Genomic DNA, 14,246 nt, shown 5'->3' on the forward strand with positions numbered 1-14,246 from the left:
CCGGTGATCAGCCCGTCCACGGCGGAGAACTGGCCGGTGACACCGATCGCGGCACGCACCGCCTGGGGTTCGGTGGCGAGGTCGTGGCCGGCGACACGGATGTCGCCGGAGCCGGGGTCCGGGGTGATGAGGGTGGAGAGCAGTTTGACGGCGGTGGTCTTTCCGGCGCCGTTGGGGCCGAGCAGGGAGAAGACCGTCCCCTCCGGGACCGTCAGATCGATGCCGTCCAGGACGGTCCTGCCGTCGTAGGACTTGCGCAGCCCGTTCGCCGCGATGGCCGGGTTCGTCATGCTGGTACTCCTTCGGATGTCGCGGTCAGAGGCTGCGGGCGGTGATGTCGCCCTGGGAGGTGGTCGCCTTGATGGTCAGACCGGGTGTGCCGCCGGTGTTCTTCAGCGCGTTGTCGATCCGGCCGTAGGCGGTGCCGGCGTCCAGGGACGCGGAGACCTCGCGGGCGGCGCCGACGGTGATGTCGCCCTGCTGGGTGGTCAGGGTGAGCTGTCCGCGCACCGCCTCCACGATGTGCACGTCGCCTCGCTGGGTGCTGATCTCGCCGGGGCCGTTCAGCCGGCCGACGGTGATGTGGGCGTCGAGGCCGGTGAGGCGGGCGCTTGCGGCTTCGTCCACCTTGACCGAGCCGTGGCCGCCGTCGAAGTCGACGTCACCGAGGCGTCCCACGCCACGGAACTCGGCGGCGGCGGCCTTCGCCTCGACGCGGGAGCCGGCGGGCAGCTGGACGGTGACCTCGACGGAGCCGGAGTCGCCGAGGATCCGGTTCTTCGCCTCCGGTGCCTGGATGCGCAGGACGCCGTCCTTGTAGGTGACTTCGGTCTGTTCTGCCGCCTTCACGTCGCGGCTCCTGGAGGGGTTGGCGGGGCGGACCTCGACGGTGGTGTCGGTGCGGTCCGCGGCGATGATCTGGAGGCGCCCGGCGGGGATGCCGAGGTGGGCGGAGACCGGGGTGGGGGTGTCGAACTTCTGCATCGTGCGCTCCTTGTTTCCTGGGTTCCTTGTTTCTGATGATGGAAACGCTACGTTGCGTTCAAGGAACCGGCAACAAGCTTGTTGCGCTAAATCCCTGTCATTGCAGGTGATGGCCAGGTTTTCGTTGCAATGCTTTTGAAGTCAATGCAACGGCAAGCTCCGGGTTCGTTGCAATGGTCGACGAGTGAACGCTATGTGGCGGACATGACGGACCTCCACGCGGCGAAAGGGTCTGCCGTCAGGGACGGGGAAACGCGACCGGGCCCGGCACCCCTCCAGGGGGTGCCGGGCCCGGTGCGCGGGTGCGGGTCAGTACATGAGCGCGTCGTCCATGTCGGTCTGCCAGTACGTGACGGCCAGGGTGCTGTCGACGTACACGGGCTTGCTGAGCGGCACGTTCGCGGTGGGGCCGGTGGAGCCGGAGCCCGCAGCGCCCTGGAAGCTGACCGTCAGGTCCTTGGTGGAGTAGCCGCCGGTGCCGCTCCCGTCGGCGGAGGAGGTCATGACACCGGCGTAGGCGGACTCTCCGGGGCTGAGGGTGACGACGGCCTGCGGCTTGCTCTCCTCGTACGCCTGCGGGGCGGACTGGGCCTCACCGAACCGCAGGAACGGGTAGTAGTAGGCGTTGCAGGCCTTCGAGCCGGTGTTGGTGACCGTGAGCAGCATGTGGTTGACGGGCCGCGGCACGGCGGTGATGGTCACCTTGGAGTTCCCGCCGTCACACGCGAGGGTGACGGGGGCGGTGTCGCCGTTGCCCTGCTGCTTCGCGCCGGACTGCCCGCCGGTGGAACCGGAATCCTTGGCGGTGCCCGAACCGGAACCAGATGCGCCCGACCCTCCGGTCGTCGCCTTGTCCGTCCCCGTGCTCGTGCCCCGGTCCGTACCGGTGTCCGCGTCCTTGTCCGACACCGGCGCCGCCGAGGCGCCGTCGGCAGGCTGCTGGGACGACGTGCCGGCGGCGGCGTCGTCGGCGGCGGGGCTGTCGCTCTGGCAGGCGGTGAGGGACAGGGCGGCGACGAGGGCGGCGGCGCCCAGGACGGAGGTGCGGGCGGCGCGGCGGATGTGGAGGTTGCGCATGAGTGGTTCTCCCCGTTCGTTGGTGAGGTCTGCCCGGGGCGCCGTTTGGCGCCTTGAGGTGCGGGCGGGTGTACTGGGTGGTGACGCGTGATCAGAGGCGTTACAGGAGTGAGATGACGACCGCGATGCAGGCGATCAGGACTCCGGTGGCGACCGCGTCGGTCAGGCTGAGTTCAGGTCGAGTACGCACGGCGGCTCCCGGGACGGGTGAGGGTGGGATGTGCTGGTCGCGGGGAACGCCGCGGTGTGTCCACATCTTGTCCAGGCTCGGATTTCCGCCGCAACGCCTGGCGGGCCATGCGGGACGCTGGAACGCTCGCACACACTCTGACCTGCGCGAACAGCACTTCCCTGGGACGCCGTTCCGGGAAGGAACAGAAGGGGAACGGTCGGGGTGGACACAGAGATCCAGGACTTCGCGGCGCTCTTGAGGGGGTTGAAGGAGCGGTCGGGACTGAGCTACGGGGCCCTGGCCCAGAAGCTGCACATGAGTACGTCGACCGTGCACCGCTACTGCAACGGCGACGCCGTCCCCCACGAGTACGCGCCCGTCGAGCGGTTCGCGCGGGCGTGCCGGGCCTCGTCCGACGAACTGGTCGCCCTGCACCGGAAGTGGATCCTGGCCGACGAGGCCAAGCGGCGGGGTGCGCGGAAGCCGGCGCCGGCTCCGGCCGCCGTTCCCGAGGCGGGCGCCGGGGAGTCCGGCGCCGGGGAATCCGGGGTCGAGGACTCCGTCGCAAAGGGCGCCACGGCCGAGGGATCCACGGCCGGGGAAGCCAAGCCCGAGGTCCAACCGGAAGCTGTTCCTCAGCCGGAAACGGAATTCCCCGCGCAGGATGTGACACCCGAGGCTCCCCGCCCCGGCGAGCGCCCGCCCGAGCGGCGGCGGCCCACACGGCGGCTGCGGGTGCTGCTCACCGCGGTGGCCGTCGTGGCGCTCACCGTGCCCGCCGCGTTCGCCGTCCGTGGCCTCACGGGTGACGAGCCGTCCGACGACGGGCGTACGCGGGCGGAGCCCAGTCTCGCGCAGGTCGTGCCCAGCGGCCGTGTCAGCGGCAGCGCCAAGCCGGGCAAGGGGGTGGGCACGTCGGCGAAGCCCAGCAAGGACGCCACCCCGGCCGGCGGGCGCAGCTCGTCCGCGGCCCCTTCGGCGGCCTCCGGAGCCCCCGACGAGAGCAGTGGCGTACCCGTGAACGCCACGATCAGCTCGTACAACTGGGAGTCACCCTGCGGGCAGTACTACCTCCTCGACCAGGAGCCCGACGACGTGCCGCCGAACCCCCCGCCCCAGGACTCCCGCAGCTGGGCGCGGGCCCTGGGGGGCGTGGACGGCGGCGACATGAAGCTCGAGCTCACGCTCCAGGGGACGTCCGGGGAGGCGGTCGTGCTGAACGCCCTGCACGTGCGGGTGCTGGGGCGCGAGGCGGCGCTCCCCTGGAACGCGTACTCCATGGGCAACGGCTGCGGGGGTGGCATCACGCCGCAGACGTTCGACATCGACCTGGACGACAGCCGGCCCCGGTCCACCCCCGTCGCCGGGGAGGACGCGGGCAAGGTCGTCCCCGCGAAGGACTTCCCGTACCGGGTGAGTTCCACGGACGTCGAGGTGTTCCACCTCGACGCCCATGTGGAGGGGCACGACGTGACCTGGTACCTGGAGCTGGAGTGGACCAGCGGCGGGCGGAGCGGGACCCTGCGGATCGACGACCGGGGCAAGCCGTTCCGTACGAGCGCACTCGCGGCCCGGCCGCACTTCTACTACCGCGCGGACACGGACCAGTGGGTCCCGGAGGAGGAGTACTGAGGGTGGTGCCGGGGCGGGCGTCGCGCGCCCCGGCACCCCGGCGTGCGCCCGTCCCCGTAAGGGGTCAGCGGCGCAGGGATGTCTCCTGCCGCATGTGGGAGAGCTTCTGGGGGTTGCGCACGGCGTAGAGCCCCGTGATGAGCCCGTCGTCGATGCGCACCGCCATGACGGTGTCGAGTTCGCCCCCGAGCCGGACGACCAGGGCCGGGGCGGCGTTGACGTGAGCGGGCCGCAGCGTCGGTCCGGACTTTCCCAGTCCGGCCACCAGCAGCCTGGCGACCTTGTCGGCTCCCACGATCGGCCGCAGGACGGCCTGCTTGACCCCGCCCCCGTCACCCAGGAGGACGACGTCCGGCGCGAGGATGTCGAGCAAGGTCTGCAGATCGCCCGTTTCCACCGCGCCCCGGAACGCGTCGAGCGCCTCGCGGGTCTCGTCCGGGGAGACGACCCCGCGCGGCCGTCGCGCCGCGACGTGGACGCGTGCCCGGTGTGCGATCTGACGGACCGCTGCCGGGCTCTTGTCGACGGCTTCGGCGATCTCCTCGTAGTCGAGGCCGAACACCTCGCGCAGCACGAACACCGCACGCTCGCTGGGCGCGAGGGTTTCCATCACCAGCATCATCGCCATCGAGACGCTGTCCGCCAGTTCGACGTCCTCGGCCACGTCGGGCGCGGTGAGCAGCGGCTCGGGCAGCCAGGTGCCGACGTAGGACTCCTTGCGGCGGCCGAGCGTGCGCAGCCGGGTCAGCGCCTGCCGCGTGGTGATCCGGACCAGGTAGGCGCGCCGGTCCCGTACCGCGTCGAGATCGACGCCCGCCCACCGCAGCCAGGTCTCCTGCAGGACGTCCTCCGCGTCGGCGGCCGAGCCGAGCATCTCGTAGGCGACGGTGAAGAGCAGGTTGCGATGGGTCACGAACGTCTCGGTGGCGGGATCGGTGCGCCCGGCCTCGTCGGGACGTCCGGACGGGTTCTCCGCGTGCGCTGGTCCGCTCTGCTCGCTCTTCACGGGCTGCTCCTGCCTGTTGGCTCCCGACGGTGTCACGCGCACAAGACGCCGGACCCCGCCTCTCTGTGACACCCGCCGACGGTGGCGTACGTCACGTCGGCGCCCTGTCACACGCGGCGGGTCGCCGGCATCTCGTGTTCGTCCGGTGCGACGGAGGCACCGATCCGGCAGAGGCACCACGAGTGAGGACGACATCATGAACGACGCACGGTTCGACATCTTCGGGAACGACCTCGGCTCCAGGTTCGCCAAGCGCTTCGCGGGCGCCGGCCTGGTGATCCAGCAGTCGACCCTGCCGAAGTCCACACAGGAGCTGGTGTCACTGCGCGCCAGCCAGATCAACGGCTGCGGGCACTGCATCGACATGCACGTCAAGGAGGCGGCTGCCGCGGGCGAGAGCGCGGTACGGCTCCACCTCGTGGCCGCCTGGCGGGAGTCCACCGTGTTCACCGAGGCCGAGCAGGCCGCGCTGGCGCTCGCCGAGGAGGGCACCCGGCTCGCCGACGCCCACCAGGGGGTGTCCGACGAGACCTGGGCCCTGGTGCGCAAGCACTACGATGACGACCAGATCGCCGCGCTGGTCTCGCTGGTCGCCCTCATCAACGCGGCCAACCGGCTCGCCGTCATCCTGCACCAGCGGGGAGGCTCCTACGAGCCCGGCATGTTCGCCGCCGCTTTCGACTGAGCCACCGCCGCGGGCGGGTACGAGATCGCCCGTGCGGGACCATGTCCCGCACGGGCGATCCGTGCTGTCCCGGGCCCGGCGCCGGGCGGCGCCGGATGCCGGTTCAGAGGCGCTCGGGCGTCCTGATGCCGAGCAGCTTCATGCCCTGGTGCAGGGTCCGGGCGGTGAGCTCCACGAGGAACAGCCGGTTCTCGACGACCTCGGGCGGGTTCTCCTCGCTCAGCACCTGGCACTGGTCGTAGAACGTGGTGAGGTGCGAGGCCAGCTGGTACAGGTACGCGGCCAGCTTGTGCGGCTCGTATCCCTCGGCGACCTCCTCCAGGACGGCGCCGAACTGGTCCAGGTGCAGGCCGAGCGCGCGCTCGGCCCGGGCCAGCTCCAGCTCCGGGTGCGCGGCCGGCTTCGCGTCGCCGGCCTTGCGCAGGATGGAGCGGATCCGGGCGTAGGCGTACTGGAGGTACACCGAGGTGTCGCCGTTCAGCGACACCATCTGGTCCAGGTCGAACTTGTAGTCCCGGACGGCGGAGGTCGACAGGTCCGCGTACTTCACGGCGCCGACGCCGACGTACCGGCCGTTCTCGACGATCTCGTCCTCGGACAGGCCCACCTTCTCGGCCTTCTCCCGGACCACGGCGGTGGCCCGCTCGACGGCCTCGTCCAGCAGGTCCTCCAGCCGGACGGTCGTGCCCTCACGGGTCTTGAACGGCTTGCCGTCCTTGCCGAGGACCGTGCCGAAGGCCAGCTGGTGCGCCTTGACGTCCTCGTTCAGCCAGCCGGCGCGGCGGGCCGTCTCGAAGACCATCTTGAAGTGCAGGGACTGCCGGGCGTCGACGACGTAGACCAGGGAGTCGGCCTTGAGGTTCTGCACCCGGTCGCGGATCGCGGAGAGGTCGGTGGCGGCGTAGCCGTAGCCGCCGTTGGTCTTCTTGACGATCAGCGGGACCGGGTTGCCGTCCGGGCCCTTCACGTCGTCGAAGAACACGCACAGGGCGCCCTCGGAGCGGACGGCGACACCCGTCTCCTCCAGGATCCGGCAGGTCTCCTCGAGCATGTCGTTGTAGCCGGACTCACCGACGATGTCGGGGTCGGCGATCTCCATGTCGAGCTTGTTGAAGACGGAGTAGAAGTAGATCTTCGACTCGTCGACGAAGCGCTGCCAGTGCGCCAGCGTCTCCGGGTCTCCGGCCTGGAGGGCCACCACCCGGTCGCGGGAGCGGGCCTTGAACTCCTCGTCGGAGTCGAAGAGGACCCGCGACGCCTTGTAGACGCGGTTCAGCGAGGACATCGCCGCTTCGCCGTCGGCCTTGTCGTCCTCGTGCGTCAGCTCGTCCGGGTGCTCGAAGAGGTACTGGATGAGCATGCCGAACTGGGTGCCCCAGTCGCCGATGTGGTGGCGCCGGACGACGTTCTCGCCGGTGAACTCCAGGATCTGGACCATGGCGTCGCCGATGACCGCCGACCGCAGGTGGCCGACGTGCATCTCCTTGGCCACGTTCGGCTGGGCGTAGTCGATCACGGTCGTGCCGGGGGCGGCCTTCGGCGGGACGCCGAGCCGGTCGCCGTCGGCGGCGCGCGCGGCGAGCGTGCGGATGATCGCCCCGTCGGTGAGCGTGACGTTCAGGAAGCCGGGGCCGGACACCTCGATGTCCTTGATCAGCTCGCCCGCGGGAAGGGCCGCGGTGACCTTGGCGGCCAGCTCGCGCGGGTTGCCCTTGAGCTTCTTGGCGAGTGCCAGGATGCCGTTGGCCTGGAAGTCGGCCCGGTCGCTTCGGCGCAGCAGCGGGTCCGCGGTGCCGGCTTCCGGCAGTGCTGCCGTCAGGGCGTCCGCGAGCTGCTGCTGGAGCGTGGAAGCGAGGGAGGGGACCGAAGCCATGAGCCGGCTGCCGTTTCGGTAGAGGACAAGGGATCACCCCAGTATCCCACGGGCCGTAAAGCCGTTTTCGCGCTGCGGTCGGTACCTGGGAGAATGGGGGTGCCCTTCGTGGGCGTCCCCTACGAGTCCTACACGAGAGAAGGACGTGCCGACCGTGGCTTCGAGTCAGAGCAGCACCGAGACCGACTGGGTCTCCCGCTTCGCGGACGATGTCATCGCCGAATCGGAGCGACGTGCGCCTGGCAAACCGGTCGTCGTCGCGTCCGGCCTCTCCCCGTCGGGTCCGATCCACCTCGGCAACCTCCGCGAGGTCATGACCCCGCACCTGGTCGCCGACGAGATCCGCCGCCGTGGCCACACCGTGCGCCACCTGATCTCGTGGGACGACTACGACCGCTACCGCAAGGTGCCGAACGGCGTCGAGGGCGTCGACGACTCCTGGCAGGCGCACATCGGCAAGCCGCTGACGTCGGTGCCCGCCCCGGCCGGGTCGGCGTACCCGAACTGGGCCGAGCACTTCAAGGCCGCCATGACCGAGGCGCTGGACGAGCTGGGCGTCGAGTACGACGGGATCAGCCAGACCGAGCAGTACCTCGCGGGCACCTACCGCGAGCAGATCCTGCACGCGATGAGGCACCGCGCCGACATCGACGCGGTCCTGGACCGCTACCGCACCAAGAAGGACGGCGCGGCGGGCGGCAAGAAGCCGCAGCAGAAGAAGGTCGACGAGGCCGAGCTGGAGGCCGCCGAGGGCTCCGGCGCGGCGAGCGAGGACGACGGCAGCTCCAACGCGGCCGGCTACTTCCCGTACAAGCCGTACTGCGGCAACTGCGAGAAGGACCTCACCGTCGTCACCTCCTACGACGACGACACGACCGAGCTGAACTACACCTGCTCGGCCTGCGGCTTCGCCGAGACGGTCCGGCTGAACGAGTTCAACCGCGGCAAGCTGGTCTGGAAGGTCGACTGGCCGATGCGCTGGGCCTACGAGGGCGTGATCTTCGAGCCCAGCGGCGTGGACCACTCCTCGCCGGGCTCCTCGTTCGTCGTCGGCGGCCAGATCGTGCGCGAGGTGTTCGACGGTGTCCAGCCGATCGGCCCGATGTACGCGTTCGTCGGGATCTCCGGCATGGCGAAGATGTCCTCCAGCAAGGGCGGCGTGCCGACCCCGGCCGACGCGCTGAAGATCATGGAGGCGCCGCTGCTGCGCTGGCTGTACGCCCGCCGCAAGCCGAACCAGTCCTTCAAGATCGCCTTCGACCAGGAGATCCAGCGCCTGTACGACGAGTGGGACTCGCTGGCCCGCAAGGTGGCCGACGGCACGGTGCTCCCCGCCGACGCCGCCGCCTACTCCCGGGCCGTCGGCACCGCCGCGGGGGAGCTGCCCAGCACCCCCCGCCCGCTGCCGTACCGCACGCTGGCCTCGGTCGCCGACATCACCGCGGGCGCCGAGGACCAGACGCTGCGCATCCTCAGCGAGCTCGACCCGGAGAACCCGCTGACCTCGCTCGACGAGGCGAGGCCCCGGCTCGACCGTGCCGAGAACTGGATCACCACCCAGGTCCCGGCGGAGGCCCGCACCGTCGTCCGTGACGAGCCCGACAAGGAGCTCCTGGGCTCCCTGGACGAGCAGGGCCGTGAGTCGCTGCGGCTGCTGCTCGAAGGGCTCGACTCGCACTGGTCGCTGGACGGGCTGACCACGCTCGTCTACGGCGTTCCGAAGGTGCTGGAGGGCCTGGAGCCCGACGCCAAGCCCACGCCCGAACTGAAGGTCGCGCAGCGCTCCTTCTTCGCGCTGCTGTACCGGCTGCTCGTCGGCCGGGACACCGGGCCCCGCCTGCCCACGCTGCTGCTCGCGGTCGGGGCGGACCGGGTGCGGACGCTGCTCGGGGCGTGACACCGCGGATGTGAGAACGGGCGGGCCGCTCAGCGGCCCGCCCGTTCTCCTGTGCCCGCTTCCGCGGCTACGCGATGTGGTCCGCGGCCATCTCGCTGTCGAAGCGCTGCTTGAAGCCCGGCAGCAGCCTGCGGAGCAGGGCGGCGCTGCGCGGGTGGCGGACGTTGTGGCCGTCCGAGAGGTGTATGTCGAGCACCTCGGCGCTCGGGTAGTCCTGGTGCTGGTGCGTGTACGCGGTGAACACCTCGTACGCGATCTCGCTGAACTCGATCTCGGCCTCGGCCCATTCGGCCGGGTCGTCCTGCTGGACCTGGTCCTGGTGCTCCGGGCCCTGCTCCTCGGACGCCTGCTGCGCGAGCTGGTGCCCGGCCTCGGGTTCCGCGGCGCGGGGGTGCGGGAACGCGCCGATGGTGCCCACGCTGCCGAGCGGGCGGGTCCGGCCGCCCGGACCCGAGGGGACCATCACCGGAGTGGGCTCCAGGCCCTCGACGTACGTCGGGTTGTACGCGCTCTCGTACGCGTCCTCCGGCACCTGCGGTGCAGCGAACCACGGGCTGTCGTGCGAGCCGGGGCCCTCCTGCGGGTACTGCTGCTGCGGCTGGGCCCGCTGCTGGTGCGCAGGATCCTCGTGCTGTGCCTGGGGCTCCCGCTGTTCCCGCCGGGGCTCCTGTTCCTGCCGGGGCTCCTGTGCCTGCGGGGCGTACGGGAGCTGGGGCTGCTGCTCCGCTTCCACCGCGACCGGGGCCGGGGGCAGCAGGGCCGGTTCGATGCCCGCGGCGGCGAGGCCCGCCGGGGCGGTCTCGGCGAGCGGGACGCCGTACTTCGCCAGGCGCAGCGGCATCATCGACTCGATGGGTGCCTTGCGGCGCCAGTTGCGGCCGAAGCGGGCCTGGAGGCGGGCCTGGTAGATCAGCCGGTCCTGTTCGAGCTTGATGACCTGTTCGTAGCTGCGCAGCTCCCACAGCTTCATCCGGCGCCACAGCTTGAAGGTGGGGACGGGGGAGAGCAGCCAGCGGGTGAGGCGGACGCCCTCCATGTGCTTGTCCGCCGTGATGTCCGCGATCCGGCCGACGGCGTGCCGCGCCGCTTCGACGGCGACGACGAACAGGATCGGGATCACCGCGTGCATGCCGGTGCCCAGCGGGTCCGGCCAGGCGGCGGCGCCGTTGAAGGCGATGGTCGCGGCGGTCAGGAGCCATGCCGTCTGGCGCAGCAGGGGGAACGGGATGCGCATCCACGTCAGCAGCAGGTCCAGTGCCAGCAGGACGCAGATGCCCGCGTCGATGCCGATCGGGAAGACCAGCGAGAACCGGCCGAAGCCCTTCTCCTCCGCGAGTTCGCGGACGGCGGCGTACGAGCCCGCGAAACCGATCGCGGCGATGAGCACGGCGCCGGCGACGACGACCCCGATGAGTACGCGGTGCGTGCGTGTCAGCTGCATTGCGGCCACCCGCGATCCCCTCCCGACTTGAACGAACCGGCTCCGCTTTCGGTATCCGGCGCGGGCACAGCCTGGCACATGCCGGCCGGGCGTGTTGCGCGGGGAGGGGGCGAAGCCCGGTACTCGCGGGAGCACCGGGCTTCGTAAGGAGCCATCCGATCAGGGGAGTTCGTGCGCCTGCCGGGCGTAGGTCACGACTTGGCGGTCGCCTTGGACGTCGTCTTCGCGGGCGTCTTCGCGGTCGCCTTCGACGTCGCCTTCGCGGAGGACGAGGCCTTGGCGGAAGCGGAGGGCTTGGCGGAGGACGAGGCCTTGCCGGACGGGGAGTCCGCGGGCTTCTCGACCGCGGCGACGGCCTCGGTGGCGGCCTTCCGGGCACCCTTGAGGATGTCGGCGGCGGAGGGCGTCTTGGCGCCCGCGAACCCGGCGCCGTTGTAGGTGACGCTGACGACGACGTTTCCGGTGCGGGCCACGACCGTCGCGTACTCGAAGTCCTCCTTCGACTTGGTCAGGCTGTACGTGACCGCGGTGGCCTGCTCACCGATGTCCTCGGCGGGCTTGGCCGAGGCCTTCTTCGCACCCTCGGTCGCCTGCGCCTTGGAGACCTGCTTGGTGTACTCCTCCGTGGCGCGCTTCGCGCCGCTTCCCAGGGACTGGTCGGAGTCGAAGCGGGTGAAGCCGACGTCGAGCCAGCGGTACTGCGAGCCCTTGACGCCGTTGTCGTCCAGGCCGTTCCAGGAGCAGCCGCCGCGGGTGGCGGCGTCGCTCGACTTGCCCGGGGTGCCGCTCTTGGTCTTGGTCTTGGGGACCAGGTCCTCGATCGTCTTCTTGCCGATCGACGCGCAGGCGTCGGGCAGGGTGGAGAACTTCGCGGGCTCGACGGTCGGCTCCGTCTTCTTCGCGCTGGGCGAGGTCGAGGAGCCCGACTCCTTCGCGTCGCCGGAGTCCGACGAGCAGCCGGCGACGACGAGCATCACCGGAACGGCGGCGCAGGCGAGTATGCGGGACAGTCGCGGGGCTGATCGGTGCATGGTTCCTTCACTCGGACGGCACGGCGGTCTCGGTCGTGCGGGCGGTCGGGCTGTACGGAAGCCGGTCTTCGCGGCGGTCGGTCGTCGGTCGGTCGCCACGGCGGGCGAGTGTCCTGGCGGTCGGTCGTCGGTCGGTCGGCGGGGCGGTCGGGGGCCACGGCGGTCGGGGGCCACGGTACGACGGACCGCGACCGGATGCCGCCCCCGCCCGGAGGTCACGGGGCGTGCGGGAGAGCACGGCCGGTGACCTCCGCAGGGAGGTCAGTCGCTGAGGGCCTCGTCCAGATTCCGCGCCAGGGCCTGGGCTTTCTCCTGCAGTTCCCGGCTGTCGGGCACCCCGGTGACGTCGGCGGGCTGCTCCGTGTACTGGACGGTCACGATGACGTTCGATGTGCGGAACACCACGCTCACGGTGCGGTGCTGCGCGGTGGAACCCGCCCGGGTGAGCACATCGTCCAGGAACGCGGCGTCCCCGAGCCCGTCGAGCAGACGGGGCCGGAGATCCTCGTCGGGGTCCACCCCGGTGGTGCCGGGGGACGGCTCGGCGGAGGAGGACGTGGAGGACGAGCCGCTCGGGGAGCCGGAGGGGGTGCCGCCGGGGGAGCCCGAGGCCGATTCAACGGGCTTCTCACTGGGGGTGGCGCCGTTCGGCGCCGGAAGGGCCGCGGCGTCCTGCTTCTTCCCGTACACCTCGCGGGCGCGGTCGTCGTCGCTCACGGCCGGGTCGTACGACACGACGCGTTCGAAATCGATGGAGAGGTTCCGGGAGGCGTCGGGGGCGTCCGACTTCCAGCGGCAGCCGACCTTGCGGTCGGTGTCGTAGGTCACGGTGGCCGTGCCCTCGTACACCTTCTCCTGCTGTTCCTGCGAGAGGTCGGCGGCGCCCGGGAGCAGGTCCTGGAGGGTGGAACGCGGTACGGCACGGCAGGATTCGGGCAGCGTCCGGTACTTACCGGGAGGCGCGGCCGTGACCGTCGGGCTGCCGGGCTTGCTGTCGGCGTCGGAATCGTCGGCGTCGGAGCCGGCGCTGCAGCCGGCGACGAGCGCTGCGAGGAGCGCGACGCCGGGTACGTACGCCATGTGTCGCACGGTCCCAGGCTCCCTTCGGTACGAAAACGGGTTGCCGCTCGTCGGCGGCCGATGGACACAATGTGTATCGCACGCGCCGCTGTGAATGCCGGTCGGTCAACCGCTATGCCGACCTTTGGCACCGGTTTTGCGCTTTCAGTCTTTTTCGGGGGAATCGAGGGGTTATGTCGTATGTAGAGGTACCGGGCGCGAAGGTCCCCATCCGCATGTGGGCGGACCCGGCGTCGGTCGAGGACGTCGCGATGCAGCAGCTGCGGAACGTGTCCACGCTGCCCTGGATCAAGGGCCTCGCCGTCATGCCGGACGTCCACTTCGGCAAGGGGGCGACCGTGGGCTCCGTGATCGCGATGCACGGCGCGGTGTGCCCTGCGGCGGTCGGCGTGGACATCGGCTGCGGAATGTCCGCGGTGAAGACGTCGCTCACCGCCAACGACCTGCCGGGAGACCTTTCCAGGCTCCGGTCGAAGATCGAGCAGGCGATTCCCGTGGGCCGGGGGATGCACGAGCACATGGTCGAACCCGGCAAGCTGCACGGCTTCCCGACTGCGGGCTGGGACGACTTCTGGTCGCGTTTCGACGGGATCGCCGACTCCGTCAAATTCCGGCAGGACCGTGCCACGAAGCAGATGGGCACGCTCGGATCGGGCAACCACATGATCGAGTTCTGTCTCGATGAGGCCGGATCGGTGTGGCTGATGCTGCACTCCGGGTCCCGGAACATCGGTAAGGAGCTGGCCGAGCATCACATCGGGATTGCCCAGGGACTGGCACACAACCAGGGCCTGGTCGACCGGGACCTGGCGGTCTTCATTTCGGATACCCCGCAGATGGCGGAGTACCGGAACGACCTGTACTGGGCCCAGGAGTACGCAAAATACAACCGCGCGATCATGATGGCGCTCTTCAAGGACGTGGTCCGCAGGGAGTTCAAGAAGGCGAAGCCGGTCTTCGAGCACGAGATCTCCTGTCATCACAACTACGTTGCGGAAGAGCGGTACGAGGGCCTGGACCTGCTTGTCACCCGCAAGGGCGCGATTCGCGCGGGGACCGGCGAGTACGGGATCATCCCGGGTTCCATGGGGACGAGCTCATACATCGTGAAGGGTCTCGGCAACGAGAAGGCGTTCAACTCGGCCTCCCACGGCGCTGGTCGGAGGATGAGCCGGCACGCGGCCAAACGCCGTTTCACGACGCGCGACCTGGAGGAGCAGACTCGGGGCGTGGAGTGCCGCAAGGACTCCGGCGTCCTGGACGAGATCCCGGCAGCGTACAAACCGATCGAGCAGGTAATGAAGCAGCAGAGGGATCTGGTGGAGGTCGTCGCGAAGATCAAGCAGATCGTGTGCGTGAAGGGCTGAG

Annotated in this window: 12 protein-coding genes; 4 read left to right on the top strand and 8 right to left on the bottom strand. The window is 70.3% G+C overall.

The annotated features are described in order from the left end of the window. The 3 genes from ABZY45_RS21560 to ABZY45_RS21570 form a co-directional block, all read right to left on the bottom strand. A partial coding sequence (locus tag ABZY45_RS21560; RefSeq protein WP_356742086.1) for an ATP-binding cassette domain-containing protein occupies positions 1 to 290 on the bottom strand: 290 nt, incomplete at its 3' end. A 25-nt stretch (positions 291 to 315) separates the two neighbouring features. Beyond that, positions 316 to 984 (bottom strand): DUF4097 family beta strand repeat-containing protein, encoded by a 669-nt coding sequence (locus ABZY45_RS21565; RefSeq protein ID WP_356742087.1) that lies wholly within the window; start codon positions 982 to 984, stop codon positions 316 to 318. A 309-nt stretch (positions 985 to 1,293) separates the two neighbouring features. Continuing rightward, positions 1,294 to 2,061 carry a DUF4232 domain-containing protein gene (locus ABZY45_RS21570; protein ID WP_356742089.1) on the bottom strand — a complete coding sequence of 256 codons (768 nt, stop codon included), beginning with the start codon at positions 2,059 to 2,061 and terminating at the stop codon, positions 1,294 to 1,296. Between the two features lie 394 nt (positions 2,062 to 2,455). Here ABZY45_RS21570 and ABZY45_RS21575 point away from each other — a divergent pair, with 394 nt between their 5' ends. Next, positions 2,456 to 3,865, top strand: a complete 1,410-nt coding sequence (locus ABZY45_RS21575; protein WP_356742090.1) for a helix-turn-helix transcriptional regulator — start codon at positions 2,456 to 2,458, stop codon at positions 3,863 to 3,865. Positions 3,866 to 3,929: 64 nt separating this feature from the next. Here the strand turns inward: ABZY45_RS21575 and ABZY45_RS21580 are convergent, their stop codons facing one another. After that, positions 3,930 to 4,871: an RNA polymerase sigma-70 factor gene (locus tag ABZY45_RS21580; RefSeq protein WP_356742091.1), complete on the bottom strand. Its 942-nt coding sequence runs from the start codon at positions 4,869 to 4,871 to the stop codon at positions 3,930 to 3,932. Between the two features lie 196 nt (positions 4,872 to 5,067). On the opposite strand from ABZY45_RS21580, the gene ABZY45_RS21585 reads away from it, so the two are divergent. Then, entirely contained in the window at positions 5,068 to 5,556 is a 489-nt protein-coding gene (locus tag ABZY45_RS21585; protein ID WP_356742092.1) for a carboxymuconolactone decarboxylase family protein, read from the top strand. Positions 5,557 to 5,659: 103 nt separating this feature from the next. On the opposite strand, the gene argS is transcribed toward ABZY45_RS21585, so the two are convergent. After that, on the bottom strand, positions 5,660 to 7,429 hold the full coding sequence (gene argS, locus ABZY45_RS21590) for an arginine--tRNA ligase (protein ID WP_356742093.1): 1,770 nt from the start codon (positions 7,427 to 7,429) through the stop codon (positions 5,660 to 5,662). Positions 7,430 to 7,574: 145 nt separating this feature from the next. Between argS and lysS the strand changes: the two genes are divergently transcribed. Continuing rightward, complete coding sequence (gene lysS / locus ABZY45_RS21595; protein WP_356742095.1) at positions 7,575 to 9,326, top strand: lysine--tRNA ligase; 1,752 nt, start codon at positions 7,575 to 7,577, stop codon at positions 9,324 to 9,326. Positions 9,327 to 9,393: 67 nt separating this feature from the next. Here lysS and ABZY45_RS21600 read toward each other — a convergent pair whose 3' ends face one another. The 3 genes from ABZY45_RS21600 to ABZY45_RS21610 form a co-directional block, all read right to left on the bottom strand. Next, the gene (locus ABZY45_RS21600) at positions 9,394 to 10,776 is read right to left on the bottom strand and encodes a DUF2637 domain-containing protein (protein WP_356742096.1); all 1,383 of its coding nucleotides are present in this window, start codon (positions 10,774 to 10,776) and stop codon (positions 9,394 to 9,396) included. A gap of 182 nt (positions 10,777 to 10,958) precedes the next feature. Continuing rightward, a complete protein-coding gene (locus ABZY45_RS21605; protein ID WP_356742098.1) occupies positions 10,959 to 11,798 on the bottom strand; it encodes a DUF3558 domain-containing protein in 840 nt (279 codons plus the stop codon). A 261-nt stretch (positions 11,799 to 12,059) separates the two neighbouring features. Beyond that, positions 12,060 to 12,878, bottom strand: a complete 819-nt coding sequence (locus ABZY45_RS21610; RefSeq protein WP_356742100.1) for a DUF3558 domain-containing protein — start codon at positions 12,876 to 12,878, stop codon at positions 12,060 to 12,062. Positions 12,879 to 13,051: 173 nt separating this feature from the next. Between ABZY45_RS21610 and ABZY45_RS21615 the strand changes: the two genes are divergently transcribed. After that, the gene (locus ABZY45_RS21615; protein WP_356742102.1) at positions 13,052 to 14,245 is read left to right on the top strand and encodes an RtcB family protein; all 1,194 of its coding nucleotides are present in this window, start codon (positions 13,052 to 13,054) and stop codon (positions 14,243 to 14,245) included. The last annotated feature ends 1 nt before the right edge of the window (position 14,246 follow it).

The organism is Streptomyces sp. NPDC006516, from assembly GCF_040611875.1.
In the GTDB taxonomy this organism is placed as follows: domain Bacteria; phylum Actinomycetota; class Actinomycetes; order Streptomycetales; family Streptomycetaceae; genus Streptomyces.

Bases quoted from the DNA above. Each gene is read 5' to 3' on its own strand.
- ABZY45_RS21615 (WP_356742102.1), top strand. From the start codon at position 13,052: ATGTCGTATGTAGAGGTACCGGGCGCGAAGGTCCCCATCCGCATGTGG.
- ABZY45_RS21565 (WP_356742087.1), bottom strand. From the start codon at position 984: ATGCAGAAGTTCGACACCCCCACCCCGGTCTCCGCCCACCTCGGCATC.
- ABZY45_RS21570 (WP_356742089.1), bottom strand. From the start codon at position 2,061: ATGCGCAACCTCCACATCCGCCGCGCCGCCCGCACCTCCGTCCTGGGC.
- ABZY45_RS21605 (WP_356742098.1), bottom strand. From the start codon at position 11,798: ATGCACCGATCAGCCCCGCGACTGTCCCGCATACTCGCCTGCGCCGCC.
- argS (WP_356742093.1), bottom strand. From the start codon at position 7,429: ATGGCTTCGGTCCCCTCCCTCGCTTCCACGCTCCAGCAGCAGCTCGCG.
- ABZY45_RS21610 (WP_356742100.1), bottom strand. From the start codon at position 12,878: ATGGCGTACGTACCCGGCGTCGCGCTCCTCGCAGCGCTCGTCGCCGGC.
- ABZY45_RS21585 (WP_356742092.1), top strand. From the start codon at position 5,068: ATGAACGACGCACGGTTCGACATCTTCGGGAACGACCTCGGCTCCAGG.